Genomic DNA, 22,736 nt, shown 5'->3' with positions numbered 1-22,736 from the left:
ACCCTATGACAGTATGGCGTGCAGTTTGTCTTTTACCTGGTCCAGATTGGAATCACACAGCAAGGACAGGAAGTCTACCAGTCTGGCGGGCTCCAGGTTCCACCACTGAAATTTTAGAAGCAGGGCGGTAAGCTCAGGGTCAAATCTGTCCTTCAGAAAACGCGCTGGATTTCCACCTACCAGGGTGTAGGCATCTACATCCCGTGTCACCACTGAGTAGGCGGCTACAATGGCGCCATCTCCAATGGTTACGCCGGGCATAATTACGGACTCCCTGCCGATCCACACGTCGTTTCCCACAACGGTGTCTCCCTTTCTGGGCAGCTGTTCCAGATGGGGAGGCGTATGTTCCTCCCAAGCTCCGCCGAAGACGTGGAAAGGGTAAGTGGTGACACTGCTGAGGCGATGGTTTGCAGCGCCCATAATAAATTTAGTACCGCTGGCAATGGAACAAAATTTACCTATAACCAGCCTGTCGCCAAATTCCGGATAGTGAAACAGGATGTTGTTTTGTTCAAATCCAGTGGGATCTTCAGGGTCGTCATAATAGGTGTAATCCCCAATGAAGACATTAGGAGAGGAGACTACATTTTTGAGAAAACAGGACGTCTTGTAGGTGTTTGGAAAAACCACATTTGGGTCTGGGATATTTTTCATTGTTTCAGAAACCTCTCTTTGTCAGATAATCACCTCCGGTATAAATTTTTCCGGCCGTTGCCACGGCCTTCAGTTTTCTAAGCCCACTGAATTTCATGGGATCATCACATCCAAATCAAATGTTCTAATTCTGCAAAACATAAAAAGTCTATCGTCAAGCCCTATTAGTTGATTTCTGAATTCCAGTAACTCAATTTGTTCTCTACATAACTGATAGACCATTTTGTTAGTATAATAACAAAAAACATAACGCGATTCAACAGGAGAAAAAATTTTGCAGACATAGAATGTTAAACACAGTGAGATCTGAAATTTTACTTGACGAATGGTGAGAAAAGTGATATAAATTATAAAAATAAAATATGTTCATGGCTTGGATGGAGAGAAGTAGCGGCGGAACCGCCTCCAGAGAGTGAGGGATGGTGAGAGCCTCACGGTATGGACCGGCGCGAATAACACTCCGGAGCCTCGAACCCAAAGGCTGATTCCCGTTTTCTGGGGAACAGGCCCGGTAGGGGAGACGCGTGGCGGCGCGTTACAGCCGTTCCCGCTTTGATGGAAGCGGAACAAGGTGACCGGAAACGGTAAATTAGGTGGCACCGCGAGTAACGACAGCTATTCGTCCTAAGATTTTAGGATTTTGGCTGTCGGTTTTTATTTCCCACCGTTTGGCAGAGCAGGCCTACTCTATTCGAACGCTCTGCCCTTACGGAGAAAAAAATACTCGGAGGTGCTTTTGTCATGTGTTCGATCATGGGTTACACGGGAAAAGATTTGGCGCTGGACGCGCTGCTGCAGGGGTTCGAAAAGACGAAGTCGCGGGGCCCCGATATGTCCAGGCAGTTGGATACTCCCTCGGGAACGTTGTTTTTCCACCGTCTGGCCGTTATGGGGCTGGAGGAGAGCGGCATGCAGCCCTTTACTTTGGGCGGAGATTCCGTAGTCTGCAATGGGGAATTGTACGGTTTCCGTACATTGAAAGGACAATTGGAAGAAAAGGGCTACCGGTTTTACAGCAACTCGGACTGTGAACTGCTGCTTCCGCTCTACCGGGAGTACGGCACTGCCATGTTCGGAATGCTGGATGCGGAATTCGCGCTGATCCTCTATGATGGCGAACAGGATTTGTTCCTGGCGGCTCGAGATCCCATCGGTATCCGTCCGCTGTACTATGGCAGAAGCTCTTCTGGAAAAATGTTGTTTGCCAGCGAAGCCAAAAACCTGGTGGGACTTGCGGCTGAAATCATGCCTTTTCCTCCCGGTCACTACTGGGACGGCGAACGGTTTATCTGCTATCGTGACCCCGCTGCAGTGGAGGAGGTGTGCAGGGACGATGTGGGAACGATTTGCAGAAACATTCGGGAAAAACTGGTGAGGGGCATTGAAAAGCGGCTGGACGCGGACGCTCCTCTTGGCTTCCTTCTGTCCGGAGGATTGGATAGTTCTCTGGTCTGTGCCGTGGCGGCAAAGCTGCTGAAAAAGCCCATCCAGACCTTTGCCATTGGAATGAAGGAGGACGCCATCGATCTGAAATATGCCCGGGAGGCGGCAGACTATCTCGGCAGCGACCATACAGAAGTGCTCATCGACCGGGAAATGGTGCTCTCCTCTCTGGAGGAGGTGGTATCGGTGTTGGGAACCTATGATATCACCACAATCCGTGCCAGCATGGGCATGTACCTGCTTTGTAAATTCATCCATGAGACAACCGATGTGCGGGTTCTGCTGACGGGGGAAATCTCTGATGAACTGTTCGGGTATAAGTATACGGATTTCGCGCCCGACGCCCAAGCCTTTCAGGAGGAAGCGGAGAAAAGAATCCGGGAGCTGCACATGTATGACGTACTTCGGGCAGACCGCTGCATTTCCGCAAATTCTATGGAAGCACGCGTCCCTTTCGGCGATTTGGATTTTGTAAGCTATGTGATGAGTATTGATCCGGAGAAGAAGCTCAACCGGTACGGCAAGGGGAAATACTTGCTCCGCAGGGCTTTTGCTGGGGGATATCTGCCCGATTCTATCCTGTACCGGGAAAAGGCCGCCTTTTCCGACGCTGTCGGGCATTCCCTGGTAGACGACCTCAAAGAATATGCGGAAGAGTGTTACACGGACAGGGAATTTCGGGACCGGGCGGGGGCCTATCGCTATGTAAGGCCCTTTACCAAGGAATCTTTGCTGTACCGGGAGCTGTTTGAACGGCACTATCCGGGGCAGGCAAACATGGTGGCGGGGTTCTGGATGCCCAACAGAGAATGGGAAGGCTGCGATGTGGGGGATCCCAGTGCAAGAGTTCTCCCTAACTATGGGACCAGCGGCGTCTGAAACGCCGCTGGTCCGTCATCCGGCTGCAGGAGAGCGGCATCTTTCTGCAATATCTGGACCAAAGCTGAATAGTGCGGATCCCAGCTCCTCACATCAAGACAGTCTGCAGAGGGAAACGGCTGCGGCAGAGGAGTTCTCTGTGAAAGGTATGTTGCCATTTTTTTAGGTTTGTGTTATGATGGCAAAGGAATCCAAAGAGTGAAGGAGGAAAGAATGATGTCTCCCAAAATGGTGGAACTGCACGATATCGATGTGCCTGAGTTCCTGAAGGTGCTGGACAGCTGCGAGGGCGAGGTTTATCTGATGACCCGCGACGGCAACCGGCTGAATTTGAAGAGCAAGCTTTGCCAGCTGGTGGGTTTGACGGCCTTGATCGAAGGCGGCAAAATTGCGGAGGCCTTTGTCATGTGTGAAAAAGAATCTGACGAATCGAAGCTTTTCCGCTTCAATCTCTACAAGTCGGGAAATCCCGAAGAATAGGCTGGGACGGCTTGCGAAAGGCCTGTGCCCCTGGATGTTTTGAAAGGGGTATTGGCTGTCATTTTTCGCAAAGCCGCCCCCTTTTTTAGGAGAAAAGTCTGGTATGGGAAGAAAAAGGGGAAGCGGTGTAAACCGCAGGGCCAGTTTTTCTACGCTGGCTGTCGTATTTGTCATAGCCCTGGCTTTCATAGCGCTGAACCGATTGGGCATTCTGGAACTGCCGGAGGAGCAGGGAGTATCGTCTTTGGCTTCGCAGGCCATACCTGCCTCCGCCGAGGGAAAAACGCAGGTGTTTTTTCTGGATGTGGGCCAGGGAGACAGCGAGCTCATCCGGATTCCGGGAGAATCCGGCTATTTCAATGTGTTGTTGGATACGGGGGAATATGAATATGCGGAAGGCCTGATCCAGTACCTGCAGGAACTTGGAATAGAGCGTATCGACCTTCTCATAGAAAGCCACCCGCATACCGATCATATGGGCTGTATGGCCCGGATTGTACAGCGCTTTGAAATCGGAAGTATCTATATGCCCTTATTGCCGGAGGAGCAAACGCCCACCACAAAGGCGTATGAAAAGCTGTTGGATGCAGTGATGGAAAAGAATTTGATTGTCAATGAGCTTTACGCAGGCGCCTTTTTGGAAGGTCCGGAGGACGCCAGCTTTGAAGTTCTGGCGCCCCGCAAGGATGAGGTTTGGGAGGACGTGAACAATTATTCTGCGGTCATCCGTTTTACTTACGGAGAAGATACCTTCCTGTTCCCCGGAGATGCGGAAAGCCCGAGCGAAAAAGAAATTCTGAACGCAGGATACGACGTATCGGCGGATGTGCTCAAATGCGGCCATCATGGTTCAAGAACCTCCACCTCCGCCAAGTTTTTGAAAGCGGTGAATCCCAGCTATGCAGTCATCAGCTGCGGGGCGGAGAACAGTTACGGCCATCCTCATGACGGGACGCTGCAGAAGCTGGAAAAACTGGGGGTGGAGATTCTCCGAACTGATGAGGACGGCACGGTGCTGATTGCCAGCGGCGGTCATGGATTGGAGCTATGGACCGGGTTGAATTCCGTGGAGGCCAAATATTAGGAAGTGAGGTTTTCTGAAAAACAGAGCCTTAAAATGAAAAAATTATCATTTATTTTGAGAAAGAGGGGTCTTCTATGCTCACACAGCAAAAAAAAGAATTTATCGAGTTTATGATGTCTGCCGACGTGCTTCGCTTTGGAAATTTTGTCACCAAAAGCGGACGGAATACGCAGTATTTCGTAAATACGGGAAACTATAAAACCGGCGCACAGCTGGCCCGGCTGGGCGGCTATTATGCACAGCTGGTCAAGGATACGGTGGGCGGGGAGTTTGAAGCCATGTTTGGTCCGGCATACAAGGGAATCCCTTTGGCTTCCGCCTGTGCAGTCGCCCTGTATAGGGATTTTGCAATTGACAAGCCTTATTTCTTCAACCGCAAAGAGGCGAAGGATCACGGCGAAGGCGGAAGCATTGTGGGTTATAAGCCCCAGGATGGAGACCGCATTGTCATTATTGAGGATGTGATCACGGCCGGGACTGCGGTGCGGGAAACCATGCCCATTCTGAAGGCATGTGCCGGAGTAAAGGTTCCGCATATGTTTATCAGTGTGGACCGCTGTGAAGTGGGACAAACCCCCGGGAAGACCGCCATTATGGAAGTGGAAGAGGAATTTGGCGTAAAGGTGCATCCTATCGTCACAGTGGTGGACATTCATGAATACCTCCAGCAAAACGGCACAGACCCGGAGCTGCTGAAGGCCATGGAAGGCTATATGGAGCAGTATTGCGTGCTCTGATAGAGCAGACAGAGAGGGAAAAAAGGATGCCGAAAGAGAATGAACTTTCTCTTTTGCTAACGCCATATAAGAAAGTTTTTTAAATTGAAAACGGTGCAACTCGTTAAAATGGGTGCACCGTTTTCTTACTTTCGGAAATTGTCAATACAGCTTCCCTGCTTGCTGCTGCGGTATGCGACGAAATTCTATTTTTCCCACTCGTTTCTAAAATAATACCGTAATAAGATATATTGAGAAATTTCAAACATTGCTTGAGAATCGTGAACAGTAAATTTGATTACAGTTTCCTTCTTACGACACGGCAGCCTTCAATTCGATTGCAAAGAATAAATCCGTTATTCTCAAATAAAGCTGTTGGACCGTGGTATGCGGCATTTTCGTCATGCTCAAACGGATAAGCTTCCACATATTCAAATCCGTCGTTTCGGGCATCCTCGCATACATATTTAAGTAATGCAGTAGCAATGCCTTTCCCTCTATTTTCGGGTGCAATAGCGAAGCAAACAACTGACTTGATCTTTTCGCCATTGTCGGGAATTTCCTCGGCAAAATTGAAATTTACATTATCGTAGGCTTTCTTTTCATTTGAGTTGCACCATCCGACCACTTTACCGTCGCTATAAGCTAGGTAGCCTTGCATACGCCCGGTCTGAATAAAGTCAATGGCCTTTGCTCGGTTGAGTGGGGCGCATTTTTTATCGCAATCCCAAGCTCTTTCTTTGGCGAGTTGCTGAGTCCAATGATAGCACATACAATAACAACCGCACCATCCCCGGTTGTCCTCAAATGCCACATTGTCAAAGAAGTAAAGCCAATCATCAAGTAGGTCTGTTATCAATTTGCATACTTTGATTTCCATTATATATTCCAACCTTTCCAAGCGTTTTAATATTTCTGTTGTCAACAATGATAGCGCCATCGCCCGAATATGTGGCATATACCGTTTTGCCACGCTTCTGGGTTACTTTGCTGATAACAACACCTTTTTGATTATAACTTTCCAATTATTTCCCTATGTGGCATTGCCATTCGGCATCTTTTTTATCTGAGTTTGTGTGAATGGTTATTCATTATGAGCCGGTCTGTTCATCAATGCGCCGCCCATATACAGCAAGGGCAGAATGAGGGAGAGAATCAGAGAAAATCCGAAATTTCCGAGGTAGAAGGAAAGCAGGATATTCAGAATGGCGATGAGAACCAGAATGATCCCCATGACAAGGCAAGTCTTTGCTTTTTGGGGTTTGTTCCGGTTTGCAATTCCATAGATGGACGCCACTATTTCAAAGATGGACATGAGGAAAACCGTAATGAAATAGACAAGAAACAGAACTGCCAAAGTACTCGCTCCCGCAGTATCCTTTTCGCTTGCAAACAGGCCTCCCATTGCAATGCCAACGATAGAACTGAGAAAAGTAACAACTCCGCCGATAAGCAATAGAATGGAAGCTGCCAGGATCATGTTTTTTCCGCTTGGTTTGTTGTCCATGGACCATACCCCTCTTTCCGGCAAGAAAATTTGCCGAAGAAATTTATACATTGTCTTCTTTTAGTATATCTTTGTATGGAAAATTGTCAAAGAAAAAAGAAGAAACGCACCAGATCTGCCTTGATTTTCACATAAAGCAGGAAAACGGAAAAACATTTATTTTACTGCAAAAGGGACATAGAAGACCCCAGAGTGGAGGGCAAAAACGAAACCGGCCATGTCAGAAGAGCTTTATAGAGGATTCTTTCCTCAAAGCCCGGCGCTTTATCACCTGGCTGCATGTCGGGATTGACGGGAATTCTGTATGGCCTGACGCGGCTGTTTCTTTGCTTTCCCTTTTCCTCCTTTGAAGGGATAAACGGGGCTTTGTGAATTGGCGATTACATGATCCACCAGATGAAGCAGGGCCAGCATCAGGATAATGGCGAACAGCGTCATGGGCGCCAGGGCAATCAGCATGGGCAGAGAGAGATCCGTAAGGTAGAACAGGTCGCGGAAAAACAGAAGGGCGATGATGAATGCAATCAGCAGGCCGCCGAACAGGGTGCCGCGCAGGCCGTTAAAAGGGGTGCATACCTTGAAAAGCATGATGAAGCCTGCCAGCGAGGTGACGATTACCGCCAGGGTGGACATCTCATCCACGGTCAGCCCCAAAGGACCGCTCAGAGTACAGAGGACGACGATATTGGCCGTCATGGTCAATGCCGCCGGGATGCACATCTTGATCACATTGAAAATAAACTTTCCGCGGATCCGGTCCCGGTTAGGCTCCAGCGCCAGGATAAAGGAAGGGATGCCAATGGTCAGAGAGCTGATCAGGGTCTGCTGGATGGGACGGAAGGGATAGGAGTAATTGATGAAGATGAAGAGCACGCCAATCAGTGCGGAGAAGATCGTCTTCACGAGAAACAGGGAGCTGGAGCGCTGCAGGTTATTGATGGAGCGCCGGCCTTCCTGTACCACCAGGGGCATGGAGGCAAAGTTGGAATCCAGCAGCACCAGATTGGAGACGGTGCGTGCGGCGTCGCTGCCGGAGGCCATGGCCACGCTGCAGTCCGCTTCCTTCAGGGCGAGCACATCGTTTACGCCGTCTCCGGTCATGGCGACCGTATGCCCTTCAGACTTCAGAGCCTTGACAAAGGCCAGCTTTTGCTGGGGCGTTACACGGCCGAATACCGAATACTCCTGCACCGCCCGCCGCACGTCCTCGTCGGTTTCCAGCGTGGTGGCGTCCACATATTTGTCCGCGTTTTCCAGACCTGCCTTTTTAGCAATGTTGGACACTGTTACGGCGTTGTCTCCGGAAATTACCTTTAAGTCCACGCCTTGGTCCGCAAAATAGCGCAGGGTTCTGGGAGCCTCCCGGCGGATTTTGTCACTGATGAGCACGAGGCCGATACAGTCCAATGCGGCTGGAACTTCCTTGTCCTCAAAAGCTTCAGGAGAATGAGCCAGCAGCAGGACTCTCTGCCCGTTTTCCGAATAGCCCTCCACCTGTTCTCTAATCCGTTCAAAATCATCGTGCAGGATGAATTCTCCTGCGCCCATCAGATAAGACCCCTTTCCCGGGAAGAAAGCCCCGCTCCATTTTCTGGCGGAGGAGAAGGGGATGAGCTCGGAGGCGCGCCACTGAGAAGAGGAGGGGAACCGGTCCTTGATTGCCAGAAAGGTGGGGTTGTCATCCTGCAGATTGTCCACCAGGGCCCCCAGCGCCTGAGTCATGTCCTCTTCTGTGTGTCCATCGAAGGGAACAAATTCGTCCACCTGCATGGTACCTTCGGTAATGGTGCCGGTCTTATCGAGGCACAGGGTGTCCACACGGGCCAAAGTCTCCACGCAGTACAAATCCTGCACCAATGTCTTGTGGCGGGAAAGCTTGAATACACTGACAGCAAAGGCAAGGCTGGTAAGCAGCACCAGGCCCTCCGGAATCATGCCAACCATAGCGGCCACCGTGCTGCTTACAGAGTTGGGCAGAACGTCGCCCAGCACAAAATACTGTTTCCAGAAGAGCAGGGCGCCGATGGGCAGAATGCCGAAGCCGATGATCTTGACAATAAAATCGATGGAATCCATGATTTCTGAATTGCGCTTTTTGATGTATTTGGCGTCTCCGGCAATCCGGTTGGCGTAGTTTTCAGCGCCCACATGCTCCACCTGGGCGGAACAGTTTCCGCTGACAACAAAGCTGCCGGAAAGCAGTGTATCGCCCGGCCGTTTTACAATGGGGTCGGATTCACCCGTAAGCAGGGACTCGTTGACCTCGCATTCCCCTGCTACCACAATGGCGTCGGAACAAATCTGGTTGCCGGAGGCCAGCAGCAGAATATCATCCAGGACGATCTGTTCTACCCGCACATGCAGGTGCTGGCCGCCCCGCACGACTCCGGCTTTTGGGGCGGAGATCAGGGAGAGCTTGTCGATGGTACGTTTGGCACGGATGCCCTGGAAGGAGCCAATGACGGCGTTGGAAACGATGATGCCCATAAACAGGGCGTCCCGGTAAGAGCCCACCAGGATGACGGCCATGGCCAGAAGAAAGTTCAGGATGTTGAAAAAGGTGATCAGGTTTTCACGGATGATCTGCCCTTCCGTTTTCGTCTTGATGCCGGTGTTGCCGTTGTGAAAGCCCTGCTGTACTCTCAGCTTGACTTGTTCAGGGGTGAGTCCTGCTTCGGGAGCGGGATGAAATCTCTCAACACTTCGGGTGTGTTCGGTGCGGCGCCCTGATTCCTGGGGCGCAATGCGCTTTTCTCTACGGGACAAAACAGTTTTTCCTCCTGTTGCTTGTTATCTTGAAAGGCTGCAGACGGATCTCACCCGCGCCAGCGCTTCATCGTACTCCGCCTCGCCGGAAAGGTGTTCCAGCAGGACCGGCATATCGGGATCCAGCCGGCCGACACAGGCCAAATAATGAGGGATGTCCAGCATACCTGTGCCGGGAATCACTTCTTCCACCATCAGGGAAGTGGCGTCCTTCAGCCGGAAGTCCTTCAGGTGGCAGCTGCGTATCTTCGGCCCCAGCAGGCGGAACGCCTTGTCGATCACTTCGTTGTGGTGGGTACACAGGTAAGGATCCTTCACGAAATTTACGGCATCCATGTGTACTGCAAAACGCTCCCTGTCAACATCTTGAAGAAAGCGGGCGTATTGTTCCGGAGAATCCGGTAGCATCCACTGCATCACCTCCAGGGTATAATAGGTGTTCCGGGGTTTGGCCTCGTCGCAGAGGAATTGAATAAAGGCCACGTTCTCCGCATACACTGCCTGGGAGTAATTGTCCCGGTAGCATCCGTACCAGACCGGACCCGCGGCTCCGGAGACGTTGACTGCGCACCGGGCGTTCACATAGTCGGCCAGCCGCAGCTGCTCCAGACAGGCTTCCTGGGCCAGTGACCTTTCCCGGGGGTCGGTATGGTGAGGGGAATTCCAGATACCCACCTCAGCAATGAGAATATCGCGTTCCTTCGCGGCCTGTACATAGGCGTCGATCTGAGAGACAGGCGCGTGATAATCCAGGGGAAACGCAGTGGCACGCACCCCTTTTTGATACAATTTTTCCGCCCAATCCTCCGGAGAGGAATGAGGCGGGGTGAAGTTAAGGCCTAGCCGCACGGCAAATTCCCCCATTCTTTATTTCTTTCAGTATACACCATGAAAATGAGGTTTCCAAGGCGGTTTTCCCAAATTTACCGAAATTTAATTTTTGCTGAATTTCAGTGAAATGGAAAAGGAGGAAATGCCTATAATTGCCAAAAGCGGCGCGCCTTTGCCTGCAAACAGGAGCGAAATGAAACAGTTTTGGCCGAAAACCGCGGTGCTATGCGGTTTCCGGCCGGTGATCAGGTTTGACAAGATGCCTGTTAAAGTTTATAATACATGCAGTAACACAGTGAAAATTCGCTTTTATCTTTGAAAGGATGGATATGATATGGCAGCAAAAAAGGCAGCGGAATTTCGGATCGTTAACCGCAGAAGCGGCAAGGCTCTGCAGGCTACCGGGCTGGAAAACGGCCTTGTGGTGGAGCAGGCGGAGATATCAAAAAGCGACGCCCAGCTCTGGTACACCGTGGAGAACGGCGATATGGTAAAGGTATTCAATAAGGCGTCCGGCAAGGTGTTGGATGTGATGGCTAACGGTACGGTCAACGGTACCTGGGCACAGACCTGGGAAGACGTAGATGGCGAGAGTCAGTTCTGGAAGCTGGTCACAGTGCGGCCTTCTTATAGAAAGCTGCTTCATGTGATGTCCGGCAAGGTGCTGGATATTGCGGATATGAGTGAGGAAGATGGTGCGCCTGCCCAGATTTGGGAAGATGTAAACGGCGAAAACCAGCAGTGGAAACTGGTTGCAGAGGAGGCAGAAAAAACCACTGTGACGAAAACCGTAAAGAAGCCTGCGGCGAAAAAGACTGCCGCCAAAAAGACGGAAGAGACTAAGGCTCAAGCGGTAAAGTCCACGGAGGTCAAGAAAGCCCAGCCGAAGAAAGCCGCGGCTAAGGCGCCCGCGGCCAAGTCTGCGGAGCCCAAGAAGGAAACCGCGCTCAAGACCGAACCGGAGAAAAAACTGACCAAAGCGGCTGAACCTCAAAAGCCTGCTGCAAAAATAGAGGAAAAGAAGTAAACGGGAGATAGAGAATGACGGCGGTTGCAGTTTTGCATACCGCCGTTTTTTCATGAACAGTCAACTTACCACAAAAAAAGGGCAGGTTGCCAAAGCAGCGTTGCAGCACAGCGGAAAGCTGTGCTACCATAGGGACAGAAGGGAAAAAACGGCCTCTCCGGCGGCAGAAAAGGAATGGATACGTATGAAGCTGATTATCGAACAAGAGCTCTCCCGGCAAGAACCTGAGATCATCATCCGGTGCGGGCTGATGGACGAACGGCTCAAACGGCTGATCGAGCAGATCAAGCTGTATTCCTTTTCTGTACCGGCTAAAAAGGACGGTGTGCTGCGGCAGATGCCGCTGGAGGAAATCTGCTACTTTGAATCTGTGGATAACCGCACCTTTCTCTATCTGGAGCATGAGGTGTTGGACTGCGATTTGAAGCTCTATGAGTTGGAGGAAAAGCTGCGGGGCACCACCTTTGTGCGCATCAGCAAAAACTGCATTCTGAATGCCGCAGTGGTGGCGGGTGTGAGGGCGCAGCTCAACGGCAGGTTGGAGGCCATACTGAAAAATCGGGAAAAGCTCATTGTTTCCAAGCATTATGTCAGAGGATTTCGGGAAAAATTTGAAGATTGAGGAGGGAAATGCTGTGAAGCGAAAGCTCTTTGGTAAGGGCTGGCTCAAGAGTTTTTGGACGATGTGCGCCACCTCCTTCACCGGAGTGGTGCTTTTGATGGCGATACTGAAGCCGCTGGGCTGGGAGGGATATATGACTCCGCTGACAGTGTGGCAGCTGTTCGGCATGTGCGCCACGATCTCCGCTGCGATGCTTCTGTGGGACTATCCGGAGGGGTGGCTGGAGAGGCTGAACTTCTCTCCGAATGCGTTTCTGTTTCTGAACCCTTTGCTGCGCTGCGCGGTGGTATGCCTGATTGTGCTGTTTGAGGGCGTACTTTTTGGCTTCTATCCGCTGAGCTGGGAGTCTGTGATAGGGTTGCTGCCTGTGGTGGTGCCGGTTTTCGCGGTGACCTATGCCGTTACGGCGGTCAACTCCCATTGGGCGAAGAAGAATGCCGAGGAGATCAACCGGAAGATCATGGAGAAAAAGACCGGAAAAAGGGAATAGAGAGGCAGGACTGTGAAGTCACGCTTCGCGTGGAAGAACAGGATTTTGTTGAGGACTGCTTTGAACTTTTGGAGGAAGTGGATTGGAAGGAGGCGGGCTATCTGTATCGCTGGAGAATACGGGATGGGATACTCCAGCTCAATCAGCTGGGCACGCTGGGATAGGCGGCGCCTTACCCGTGGATTCCGGCATGCTGCCCCTTTAGTTCTCCCTCTTGCCGCCCGCCTGCTTGTGCGGGCGGCTTTTTTTGCATAGAATGAGGAAAACAGGCGGGAGTACCGCCCTTTGGGAAGGGAGAGCAGGATGGAGAAAATCATAGAGGTTCACGGTCTGCAGAAGAGCTTTGGAAAGGTGCAGGCGGTGTGCGGCATCGAGTTCTGTGTGGAGAGGGGAAAACTCTTTGCATTTCTGGGCCCTAACGGCGCGGGAAAGTCCACCACGATAGACATGCTCTGTACACTGTCCCGGCCGGACGGCGGCAGTGCGCTGATCGACGGTTATGAACTGGGAAAAGAGGACGGGCAGATCCGAAAGAGCATTGGAGTGGTGTTCCAGGACAGTATGCTGGACCCCCTTCTGACCGTGCGGGAGAATCTGATGACCCGCGCACGATTTTACGGCATGGGCCGGAGGGAACTCCGGGCAGCGGTACGCACGGCTGCGGGGACGGCGGATGTGCTGGAGTTTCTGGACCGGCCTTACGGCAAGCTTTCCGGCGGCCAACGCAGACGGGCGGATATTGCACGGGCTCTGGTACACACGCCGAAAATCCTGTTTTTGGACGAGCCTACCACCGGCCTTGACCCCCGAACAAAGGAGGGGGTATGGCGCACTATCACAGAACTGCAGAGACGTACGGGAATGACAGTGTTCCTGACCACCCATTACATGGAGGAGGCTGCCGCTGCAGATCATATTGTCCTGCTGGCAGGAGGAAAGGTTGCCGCCATGGGCACACCGTATGATCTGCAGGAACGGTACAGTTCGGACCGGCTATGTGTCAAGCCGAAGAAGAAGGATGAGTTTGTGGAATTCTTGATAGAACGCGGCGTTCCATTCACGGAGAAAGCGGGGGTTTTCACCATGAAGCTCCGGCATACTGTGGATGCCCTGCCCCTTTTGCAGCAGGCAGGCGACAGGGTGGAGAGCTTTGAGGTGCTCCATGGTTCCATGGAGGATGTGTTTCTGAATCTGACCGGAGGGACATTTCAGGAGGTGGATGGAGATGCTTAACTTTACACAGCGAAATTTAAAGGTGTTTTTCCGACAGAAGAGCGCCGTGTTTTTCTCCCTGTTGGGAGTGATCCTTGTGATTGGGCTGTACGTGCTGTTTTTAGGGGATGTTTGGATCCGGAATTTTCCGGAGATACAAGGCGCAAAGGGGCTGATGGGAACTTGGGTCATAGCGGGAATTGTCTCCATCACGCCGGTCACCACGGCCATGGGCGCTTTTGAAGCCATGGTACAGGACCGTTCCAGGAAGTTGAACCGCGATTTTTTAGCTTCGCCGGTGCAGCGTTGGAAGCTGGTTGGAGGCTATGTGTTCAGTGCCTATCTGGTTGCACTGCTGATGAGTCTGGTGGCCCTGGCGTTGGGAGAATTGTATATTCTTTCCTGCGGCGGCAAGGTGCTTGCTTCTGGAGCGCTGGGAAAGACGCTGCTGATCCTGCCGCTTTCCACCTTGGCCTCAAGTACGATGGTGTTTTTCTTTGTGAGCTTTTTCCAAAGTCCCGCCGCCTTTTCCACTGCCAGCACGGTGATCGGTACCCTGATCGGTTTTTTGACAGGCATTTATCTTCCTCTGGGCAGTCTGCCCGAAGCGGTGCGGTGGGTGGTAAAGCTGTTTCCGGTTTCACATGCGGGCGCATTGCTGCGGCAGGTGATGCTGGAGGCTCCCACTGCTGAATGCTTTGCCGGTGCGCCGGAAGCTGCGGTGCGGGATTTCCAGGAGTCCATGGGCGTGCTGTACCGCTATGGGGATTTTACGGCGGGGCCGTTCACCCATGTGCTGGTACTGCTGGGAGTCTCCATCCTGTTTTTCCTGCCGGCCTGGTGGAATGTATCCCGGAAAAAGAGTTGAACTTGATTATGTGCGGCGGGGATACCTGTCTTGACATCCACACGTCCTTTTGATAAAATAAACAGGAAATTTGTGTAGGCTTGCCTGCAGCCTGCGGCAGAGCGCGGGCGCACAGAGAAAGAATGAAACTTTCAGATAGGAGATTGCATCATGGAAAGAATTAAGACCATCGAGACCAGAGACCTGAAGAAGAGCGCGGCTGCCGGCGGCTGCGGCGAATGCCAGACCTCCTGCCAGTCTGCCTGCAAGACTTCCTGCGGTGTTGCCAACCAGCAGTGTGAGAACAAAAAGAAATAATTGTGCTATAAAAGGAAAGACGCCGCCTTCCGTGGGCGGCGTCTTTGTTGTATCTGTGTGGAAAAGAAGGAGAAAGTGAATGGTACATCAGTATAAGTTGAATGGGTATAACATTGTGTTGGATACCTGCAGCGGGTCGGTGCATGTGGTGGATGACGTGGCCTACGATATCATTGCCCTGTACCAGCAGCACGAGGCTGAGGAGATTGTGAAGGAAATCCTTTCAAAATACGACGGCTTGCCCGATATCACCCGTGAGGAGGTACTGCTCTGCCTGGAGGATATCAGGGCTCTGGAAAAGGCTGGAAAGCTGTTTTCTGCAGATATCTATGAAAACATGGCGTTCGATTTTAAAAACAGGAGCCAGGTGGTAAAGGCCCTGTGCCTGCATGTGGCGCATACCTGCAACCTGAATTGTTCTTACTGCTTTGCAAGCCAGGGAAAATACCAGGGGGACCGCGCCCTGATGTCATTCGAGGTGGGAAAACAGGCCTTTGATTTTCTGATCGCCAATTCAGGTTCCCGCAGGAACCTGGAGGTGGATTTTTTCGGTGGGGAACCCTTGATGAATTGGGAAGTGGTCAAGCGGCTGGTGGCCTATGCCCGGGAGCAGGAAAAGCTGCATGACAAGAATTTCCGCTTTACGCTGACCACCAACGGCATGCTGCTCAGCGACGAGGTGGATGATTTTCTGAACCGCGAAATGAGCAACGTAGTGCTGAGCCTGGACGGCCGGAAGGAGATCCACGACCACCTGCGCAAAGACTATGCGGGGCGCGGCAGCTATGACGCCATCGTCCCCAAGTTCAAACGGCTGGTGGAAAAGCGCGGCGGGAAAAATTATTACATGCGCGGCACGTTTACCCACAACAATGTGGATTTCACCAACGATATTTTTCACATGGCGGATCTGGGCTTTACGGAGCTGAGTATGGAGCCGGTGGTCTGTGCGCCCACAGACCCCTATGCCCTGACTGAAGAGGACCTCCCAGAGCTGTTCCGGCAGTACGAACTCCTGGCCGAGGAAATGATCCGGCGGAAAAAAGCGGGAAACGGATTTGTCTTCTATCATTACATGCTGGACTTGAAAAATGGCCCGTGCATTTATAAGCGGATCACGGGCTGCGGTTCCGGCACGGAGTACATGGCGGTCACGCCCTGGGGAGAGCTGTTCCCCTGCCATCAGTTTGTGGGGGACCCCAAATACAGCTTGGGAAATATCTGGGATGGCGTAACCAACCTTGCGGTGCAGGAGGAATTCCGGCATTGCAATGCTTACGCCAGGCCGGAATGCAGGGATTGCTGGGCGAAACTTTACTGCTCCGGCGGCTGCGCCGCCAACGCTTATCACGCCACGGGTAAGATCAGCGGCGTGTATGAATACGGCTGCGAGCTGTTCAAGAAGCGGATTGAATGCGCCGTGATGATGCAGGTGGCGGAAAGCGAAGAGGCTTGAGTCACGAGGAGAGGAGACCTTTGAACGTGAACACTCCTGTTGTAGATTTTGTGGACCAATACCTTCAAAAGGATCTCTCCCGCCTTCACATGCCGGGACACAAGGGACAGGGATTTTTGGGATGTGAGGCCAGAGACATCACAGAAATCCCGGGGGCGGATGTGCTGGACCAGGCCTGTGGGATTATTGCGGAAAGCGAAGCCAACGCCGCGGCTCTGTTTCAGACTGGCCGCACCTTCTATTCCACTGAAGGTTCCTCCCTGTCGGTCAAGGCCATGCTGGCTTTGGCAGCCGGGAACGCGGTGCAGGAGGGAGAAAGGCCGTTAATCCTGGCGGCGAGAAATGTGCATAAAACCTTTCTTTACGGCTGTGCCCTCCTGGATCTGGACGTGGAATGGCTGTATCCGGAGCAGGGACAGAGCTTGTGCAGCTGTCCGGTGTCTCCCGGAGAGCTGAGCAGGCGTCTTTCCGCCCTGCAAAAAAAGCCGGCTGCGGTGTATGTCACCTCGCCTGACTATCTGGGAAACATTTTGGATATCCGGGGCCTCGCTGAGGTGTGCAGGGCCCATTCCCTGCCTCTGCTGGTGGATAATGCCCACGGGGCCTATCTGCAATTTCTGGAGCCGTCTCTTCATCCCATCGCCCTGGGGGCCGCCATGTGCTGCGATTCCGCCCACAAAACGCTGCCCGTCCTGACGGGAGGCGCTTACCTGCACATCTCCCAAAATGCGCCTGCTGCCTATCTTTCCGGGGCCAGAGGGGCCCTCTCCCTGTTCACTTCCACCAGCCCTTCCTACCTGATCCTCCAATCCCTGGACCTGTGCAACCGGTATCTGGCGCAAGGATATAGGGAAAAGCTGGAGGCCTGCATCCGGCGGGTTTCTATCCTGAAAGAGGAACTGGAGCTGGCCGGCTGGCGAACCGGAGGCGGAGAGCCTTTGAAGCTGACGCTGTACTGCAGGGAAAGCGGATGCACCGGAATGGAAGCCGCCGCGCTGCTGCGCGCCAACAACGTAGAGCCGGAGCTTGCCGACTGGGAGCATGTTGTGCTGATGTTTACACCGGAATCCAGGGAAGCTGATTTCCGGCGGGTTTTGGAGGCCCTGCGCAGCGGCCCTCCAGACAGCCGGAGGCTTAGCGCGCCGGAATGGCCGCCGGTTCTCCCGTCCAGACGGATGTCCATCCGCAGGGCTGTACTGGCGCCTCATGAGACTGTGCCGGCAGAACAGGCGGCTGGCCGAATATGCGGTGCGCCTGTCGTGTCCTGCCCTCCCGCTGTTCCCATAGCAGTCAGCGGAGAGGAAATTACGGAAGCCGCCGCCGCGCTGTTCCGGTATTATGGGATTGACAATGTGGAAGTGGTACAGCAGGCTTGATGCAGGGAAGCCAGCATCCCGTTGGTGAGGAAAGGCGGCAGGGCAACTGCCTGTGCTGTCCGAAGAATCTATACTGTGGCGATGGCCGCTGCGTTTTATTCCTAAGCGCCTGGACATAACGAGGGGAAACTTTTCGTCCCGCAAGTTTGCGGCGCGGAAGCTATGGGGAAGCCGGGCCTGTTAATTTTGAAAATGATTTGACAATTCCGGATGCTTCGGCTTATAATATGGGCAGTTGAATACTGAAGAGTTGCGCGGAGAAGATGCTTTTGCTACCATTCAGAGAGGCGGCCGGTTGGGTGCGAGGCCGTATGGAAACAAAGGCAGGCCGCTCCCACTGCCGTTTCCGATGGAAAGGCAGCGCGTTTTCCGGCGTACCGACCGCGAAGAGCGGCGGCGTGTTTCCGGCGTTAACGGAAAAGAAAGCGGCTGCAGGGCAGAAGAGTCTGCGGAAAAGGCGGACTTCTGCACAGCGGCAATTTGGGTGGTACCACGGACCAGTCCGTCCCATAGGGGATGCGGACCGGTCTATTTTTTTGTAGAGAGAGGGAAAGCAAAACAGGGGGTTTTGAAATGGAAACAGGCTATTGTGTGGAACAGCTGAGAAAGTTGTGTGCGATAGACAGCCCTTCCGGTTTTACAGAGAGGGCGGCGGATTATCTGATGGAAGAGTTGGCCCGTTTGGGCTATGCTCCTGAAAAGACAAGAAAGGGCGGCGTCACCGTCTGTTTGGGCGGAGAGGGGGAAGGACTGCTGCTTATGGCCCATGTGGATACCCTGGGCGCAGTGGTACAATCCATCAAAAGCAACGGCCGGCTGCTGCTTTCTCCAATAGGCGGCCTGCGGGCAGAAAACTGCGAGGCGGAGAATTGCGTCATTTATACCCGTTTCGGCGGCGCCTACACAGGGTGCCTTCAGCTTTGCGATGCGTCCGTTCACGTCAATGGTGATTACGGGGAGAAAAAGCGGAAGTTCGAGGCGATGGAGGTAGTCATCGACGAGCCTGTAGAAAAGCCTGAGGAAACCAGAGCGTTGGGCATTGAAACCGGAGACTTTGTCTGCTTCGATCCCCGCACGGTGGTGACCGGCAGCGGCTATCTTAAGAGCAGGTTTTTGGATGATAAGCTCAGCGCCGCCATCCTGCTGGGATATGCCAGGGAACTGAAGGAAAGGCATGTTACGCCCCGGCGGAAAGTATACCTGCACTTCACCGTGTATGAGGAGGTGGGCCACGGCGCCTCCGCCTCTGTACCGGAAGATGTGGCAGAGGTGGTCAGCGTGGATATGGGCTGCGTGGGCGAAGGCCTGCAGTGTACTGAGCGGGAGGTTTCCATCTGCGCGAAGGATTCCGGCGGGCCTTACGATTACGCCGTGACCACCGCTCTGGTGGAGGCGGCGAAGAGGGCCGGGGCCGCCTACGCTGTAGACGTATATCCCCACTACGGCAGCGATGCCGAGGCCGCCCTGCGGGCAGGCTACGATGTGCGCCACGGCCTCATCGGTGCGGGCGTGTATGCTTCTCACGGCTATGAGCGCTCTCACGTGGACGGCGTGGAAAACACCCTGAAGCTGCTGTGGGCGTATACCACAGAGTAAAAAACGGAGTGTCGGAGATCAGGATTCCGGAGTTTTCTGAGCTACCTTGTAGCAGAAAAGGTTTGGGATGCTTTTTTAGTGAAAGAAGATATTGTACACCGGATTTCAAAGAGGTGTGCACGAATAGAAAGAGGTTGAATAACGATGCAGTGGACGGGACTAAATGAACTAAGGGAAAAATTTCTGGAATTCTTTGAATCGAAGGAGCATCTGCGGCTGGGAAGCTTTTCACTGATCCCCCAGGGAGACAACAGCCTGCTGCTGATCAATTCCGGTATGGCGCCTATGAAGAAGTACTTTACAGGCGAGGTCACGCCGCCCAAAAACCGCGTGACCACCTGCCAAAAGTGCATTCGCACCGGCGATATCGAGAATGTGGGCTATACGGCACGGCACGGCACTTTTTTTGAAATGCTTGGAAATTTCTCCTTCGGCGATTATTTTAAGCGCGAGGCCATTGCCTGGGCTTGGGAGTTTTTCACCGAGGTGCTGGAAATGCCCAAGGATAAGCTGTATCCTTCCGTGTATATGGAGGATGACGAAGCCTGGGATATCTGGGTCAATGAAATCGGCGTGGACGAGAGCCATATGAAGCGGCTGGGCAAGGAGGACAACTTTTGGGAGCACGGCTCCGGACCCTGCGGACCCTGCTCGGAAATCTATTTCGACCGGGGCGAAAAGTATGGCTGCGGAAAGCCGGACTGCGGCGTGGGCTGCGAGTGCGACCGCTATGTGGAAATCTGGAATCTGGTGTTCTCCCAGTTCAACAACGACGGCCAGGGCAACTATACCGATCTGGTGCAGAAGAATATCGACACAGGAATGGGCCTGGAGCGCTTGGCCTGTGTGATGCAGGGCGTGGATAACCTGTTCCTGGTGGACACGGTGCAGAACATCATGAAGCATGTATCCAAAATCTCCGGTGTGGAGTACGGCGGCAGCGAGAGGAACGACGTGTCCCTGCGGGTAATCACCGACCATATTCGCAGCACGGTGTTTATGATTGGCGACGGCGTACTGCCCTCCAATGAGGGCAGGGGATACGTGCTGCGCCGCCTGTTGCGCCGGGCGGCACGCCACGGCAAGCTTCTGGGCATCAACGGGCCGTTCCTCTCCGAACTGGCGGACACTGTAATCCGTGAGAATCAAAAAGCGTATCCCGAACTGACGGAAAAGCGGGACACCATTAAAAAGATTATCAGCTATGAGGAAGACAGCTTTGCGAAGACCATCGACCAGGGACTGGCGCTGCTGAACACCTTTATCGATCAGGCTGATTCCAAGGTTTTCTCCGGCGAACATGCCTTCACCCTGAACGATACTTACGGCTTCCCGCTGGATCTGACGAAAGAAATTTTGGAAGAGCGGGGCATGGCGGTAGATGAAGAGCGTTTCCGGGAACTGATGCGGGAGCAGAAGGAGAGGGCGAGAAACGCCCGGAAGGATGCCGGAGCAGACGCCTGGAAGGGGGAGGGAAGCGCTGCTTCCGGATTGCCCGCCACCGTCTTTACCGGCTATACGGAGCTGTGCTCAGCCGCCAAGGTAATCGCTGTCATTCAGAATGGACAGCGGGTGGAGAGCGCAGGCGAGGGCGCCGAGGTCTCTGTGGTGCTGGATACCACCCCGTTCTATGGGGAAAGCGGCGGCCAGGTAGGTGACAGCGGCGTGCTGGAGGCAGAGGGCCTGTCCGCAGACGTCATTGACACCACCAAGCACGAGGGTGTATTCCTGCACCGTGCTGTGGTGACAGAAGGTACTTTGAGCGTGGGGGATACGGTGAATGCCGTGCTGGACTCCATGCGCCGCAAGGCCATCATGCGCAACCATACGGCGGCGCATCTGCTGCAGGCGGCTCTGCGCAGGGTGTTGGGCACACACGTGGAACAGGCCGGCCAGCTGGTAAACGAGAAGCATGTGCGCTTTGACTTCACCCATTTCTCTGCCCTGACGCCTGAGGAACTGACTGCTGTGGAGCTGATGGTAAACGATGAGATTCTGAAGGCGGTCCCTGTGAAAATGGAGGAAATGCCCATTGAGGAGGCCAGAAAGATCGGCGCTATGGCCTTGTTCGGCGAGAAATATGGAGATGTGGTGCGCGTCGTTTCAGTGGGAGATGATTTCAGCAAGGAGTTTTGCGGCGGCACCCATATGGATAATACAGCTCGGCTGGGGCTTTTCAAGATCGTGTCGGAATCTTCCGTGGCGTCCGGTGTGCGCCGGATTGAGGCGGTGACCGGTGCGGGAGTGCTCCACCTGCTGACTGTGCAGACGCAGGCCATTCAGGAGACTGCCCAGGCAATGAAAGTGCTGAATCCGGCAGAGCTTCCCGTAAGGGCAAGGCAGATGATGGCTGAACTGAAGGATAAGGATAAGGCCATTGAGACGCTCAATGCCAAGGTGGCTTCTGCCAATTTGGAGGGCGTGTTCCAGAATGCCCAGGATGTGAACGGCATAAAGGTGATATTCGCACTGCTTTCCGGCACGGGCAGCGACGCGCTTCGCGCTCTGTGCGATAAGGCCAAGGAACGGCAGGAGCCTGTTGCGGCGGTGTTCGCAGGAATCAGCGGCGGCAAGGCTACGCTGGCTGCAGCCTGTAACAAGTCTGCGCAGGAGAAGGGATTGAAAGCGGGAGCTCTCGTCAAGGAGGTGGCCCAGCTAACCGGCGGCAACGGCGGCGGACGGCCCGATTTCGCTATGGCGGGCGCTAAGGATCAGACCAAGCTGGACGAAGCCCTGGCCGCGGTGCCGGAGCTGGTTAAAAAACAGCTGGGTGCTTGAATTCACTACCAAGGATCTGGAAGGGAGTAAAAAAATGTCTGACTGTGTCTTTTGCAAAATCGCCCAGGGAGAAATCCCGTCGAATAAAGTATATGAGGACAGCCAGGTGGTGGCCTTTCACGACCTGGATCCTCAGGCCCCCGTACATGTGCTGCTCATTCCCAAGGAGCACATTGCGTCTGCGCTGGAGATCACTCCGGAAAACAGTGTGGTAGTGGCTCACATTTTTGAGGTCGCTGCAAAGCTGGCCGGGGAGCTGGGCTTGCAGAACGGGTTTCGCATTGTAAACAACTGCGGGAAAGACGGGATGCAGAGCGTGCAGCATTTGCATTTCCACCTTTTGGGCAAACAGCAGATGGGATGGCCCCCGTTCCCCGCAGCGTAACGCTGCAGCCAGGGTGCCGGGGAGTGAGCCATGAGCCCTCGCCGGGCGTCCCCGCGGAATAAAAGTCCTTGCCAGGCTTTCTTCAGAAAGCGGAGAAAGAAGAGTCCATAGCGTCGGGGAGTGAGCCGTGAGTCCTCACCGGGCGTCCCCGCGGAATAAAAGTCTTTGCCAAGCTTTCTTCAGAAAGCGAAGAAAGAAGAGTCCAGAGCGTCGGGCAGTGAGCCATGAGCCCTCGCCGGGCGTCCCCGCGGAATAAAAGTCTTTGC

Annotated in this window: 21 protein-coding genes; 16 read left to right on the top strand and 5 right to left on the bottom strand. The window is 53.5% G+C overall.

All coding sequences use genetic code 11. The features are described from left to right. Positions 1-3 precede the first annotated feature (3 nt). Positions 4-657: a CatB-related O-acetyltransferase gene (locus tag BN3911_RS07310; protein WP_066863419.1), complete on the bottom strand. Its 654-nt coding sequence runs from the start codon at positions 655-657 to the stop codon at positions 4-6. Positions 658-1,398: 741 nt separating this feature from the next. On the opposite strand from BN3911_RS07310, the gene asnB reads away from it, so the two are divergent. The 4 genes from asnB to pyrE all read left to right on the top strand — a co-directional run bounded on the left by asnB (position 1,399) and on the right by pyrE (position 5,280). Beyond that, on the top strand, positions 1,399-2,979 hold the full coding sequence (gene asnB, locus BN3911_RS07305; RefSeq protein WP_066863416.1) for an asparagine synthase B: 1,581 nt from the start codon (positions 1,399-1,401) through the stop codon (positions 2,977-2,979). A 213-nt stretch (positions 2,980-3,192) separates the two neighbouring features. Further along, the gene (locus BN3911_RS07300; RefSeq protein WP_242871088.1) at positions 3,193-3,459 is read left to right on the top strand and encodes a hypothetical protein; all 267 of its coding nucleotides are present in this window, start codon (positions 3,193-3,195) and stop codon (positions 3,457-3,459) included. A 103-nt stretch (positions 3,460-3,562) separates the two neighbouring features. Then, on the top strand, positions 3,563-4,543 hold the full coding sequence (locus BN3911_RS07295) for a ComEC/Rec2 family competence protein (protein ID WP_066863413.1): 981 nt from the start codon (positions 3,563-3,565) through the stop codon (positions 4,541-4,543). Positions 4,544-4,617: 74 nt separating this feature from the next. Next, positions 4,618-5,280 (top strand): orotate phosphoribosyltransferase, encoded by a 663-nt coding sequence (gene pyrE, locus BN3911_RS07290; RefSeq protein ID WP_066863410.1) that lies wholly within the window; start codon positions 4,618-4,620, stop codon positions 5,278-5,280. A gap of 277 nt (positions 5,281-5,557) precedes the next feature. On the opposite strand, the gene BN3911_RS07285 is transcribed toward pyrE, so the two are convergent. The 4 genes from BN3911_RS07285 to BN3911_RS07270 all read right to left on the bottom strand — a co-directional run bounded on the left by BN3911_RS07285 (position 5,558) and on the right by BN3911_RS07270 (position 10,396). Continuing rightward, positions 5,558-6,139, bottom strand: a complete 582-nt coding sequence (locus BN3911_RS07285) for a GNAT family N-acetyltransferase (RefSeq protein ID WP_066863407.1) — start codon at positions 6,137-6,139, stop codon at positions 5,558-5,560. A 204-nt stretch (positions 6,140-6,343) separates the two neighbouring features. Beyond that, entirely contained in the window at positions 6,344-6,766 is a 423-nt protein-coding gene (locus tag BN3911_RS07280; RefSeq protein ID WP_066863404.1) for a hypothetical protein, read from the bottom strand. A 267-nt stretch (positions 6,767-7,033) separates the two neighbouring features. After that, positions 7,034-9,532 (bottom strand): cation-translocating P-type ATPase, encoded by a 2,499-nt coding sequence (locus tag BN3911_RS07275; RefSeq protein ID WP_066863401.1) that lies wholly within the window; start codon positions 9,530-9,532, stop codon positions 7,034-7,036. Positions 9,533-9,556: 24 nt separating this feature from the next. Further along, on the bottom strand, positions 9,557-10,396 hold the full coding sequence (locus BN3911_RS07270; protein WP_066863398.1) for a sugar phosphate isomerase/epimerase family protein: 840 nt from the start codon (positions 10,394-10,396) through the stop codon (positions 9,557-9,559). Positions 10,397-10,697: 301 nt separating this feature from the next. On the opposite strand from BN3911_RS07270, the gene BN3911_RS07265 reads away from it, so the two are divergent. The 12 genes from BN3911_RS07265 (at position 10,698) to BN3911_RS07210 (ending at position 22,470) form a co-directional block, all read left to right on the top strand. Continuing rightward, positions 10,698-11,390, top strand: coding sequence for an RICIN domain-containing protein (locus tag BN3911_RS07265; RefSeq protein ID WP_066863396.1), 693 nt, complete (start codon positions 10,698-10,700; stop codon positions 11,388-11,390). Positions 11,391-11,574: 184 nt separating this feature from the next. Further along, complete coding sequence (locus BN3911_RS07260) at positions 11,575-12,012, top strand: LytTR family DNA-binding domain-containing protein (RefSeq protein WP_066864286.1); 438 nt, start codon at positions 11,575-11,577, stop codon at positions 12,010-12,012. Positions 12,013-12,025: 13 nt separating this feature from the next. Continuing rightward, the gene (locus BN3911_RS07255; RefSeq protein ID WP_147578543.1) at positions 12,026-12,502 is read left to right on the top strand and encodes a hypothetical protein; all 477 of its coding nucleotides are present in this window, start codon (positions 12,026-12,028) and stop codon (positions 12,500-12,502) included. 29 nt (positions 12,503-12,531) lie between these two features. Then, positions 12,532-12,666: a hypothetical protein gene (locus tag BN3911_RS17690; protein ID WP_256191449.1), complete on the top strand. Its 135-nt coding sequence runs from the start codon at positions 12,532-12,534 to the stop codon at positions 12,664-12,666. Between the two features lie 139 nt (positions 12,667-12,805). Further along, positions 12,806-13,735, top strand: coding sequence for an ABC transporter ATP-binding protein (locus BN3911_RS07250; RefSeq protein WP_066863390.1), 930 nt, complete (start codon positions 12,806-12,808; stop codon positions 13,733-13,735). After that, the gene (locus BN3911_RS07245; protein ID WP_066863387.1) at positions 13,728-14,582 is read left to right on the top strand and encodes an ABC transporter permease; all 855 of its coding nucleotides are present in this window, start codon (positions 13,728-13,730) and stop codon (positions 14,580-14,582) included. Before BN3911_RS07250 ends, BN3911_RS07245 begins: the two co-directional genes overlap by 8 nt. A 150-nt stretch (positions 14,583-14,732) precedes the next feature. Further along, entirely contained in the window at positions 14,733-14,879 is a 147-nt protein-coding gene (gene scfA / locus BN3911_RS07240; protein WP_066863385.1) for a six-cysteine ranthipeptide SCIFF, read from the top strand. A gap of 79 nt (positions 14,880-14,958) precedes the next feature. Then, entirely contained in the window at positions 14,959-16,335 is a 1,377-nt protein-coding gene (scfB, locus tag BN3911_RS07235) for a thioether cross-link-forming SCIFF peptide maturase (protein ID WP_066863382.1), read from the top strand. Between the two features lie 26 nt (positions 16,336-16,361). Beyond that, positions 16,362-17,711 carry an Orn/Lys/Arg family decarboxylase gene (locus tag BN3911_RS07230; RefSeq protein ID WP_187127704.1) on the top strand — a complete coding sequence of 450 codons (1,350 nt, stop codon included), beginning with the start codon at positions 16,362-16,364 and terminating at the stop codon, positions 17,709-17,711. A gap of 573 nt (positions 17,712-18,284) precedes the next feature. Next, positions 18,285-19,307 carry a M42 family metallopeptidase gene (locus BN3911_RS07220; RefSeq protein ID WP_066863373.1) on the top strand — a complete coding sequence of 341 codons (1,023 nt, stop codon included), beginning with the start codon at positions 18,285-18,287 and terminating at the stop codon, positions 19,305-19,307. Positions 19,308-19,451: 144 nt separating this feature from the next. Next, complete coding sequence (gene alaS, locus BN3911_RS07215; RefSeq protein WP_066863370.1) at positions 19,452-22,085, top strand: alanine--tRNA ligase; 2,634 nt, start codon at positions 19,452-19,454, stop codon at positions 22,083-22,085. Between the two features lie 34 nt (positions 22,086-22,119). Next, positions 22,120-22,470 (top strand): histidine triad nucleotide-binding protein, encoded by a 351-nt coding sequence (locus BN3911_RS07210; protein WP_066863367.1) that lies wholly within the window; start codon positions 22,120-22,122, stop codon positions 22,468-22,470. Positions 22,471-22,736 lie beyond the last annotated feature (266 nt).

It is taken from the genome of Neglectibacter timonensis (genome assembly GCF_900048895.1).
In the GTDB taxonomy this organism is placed as follows: Bacteria; Bacillota; Clostridia; order Oscillospirales; family Acutalibacteraceae; genus Acutalibacter; species Acutalibacter timonensis.
Note: the sequence above shows the minus strand (reverse complement) of the source record. Positions and strands in the feature narration are given on the sequence as shown.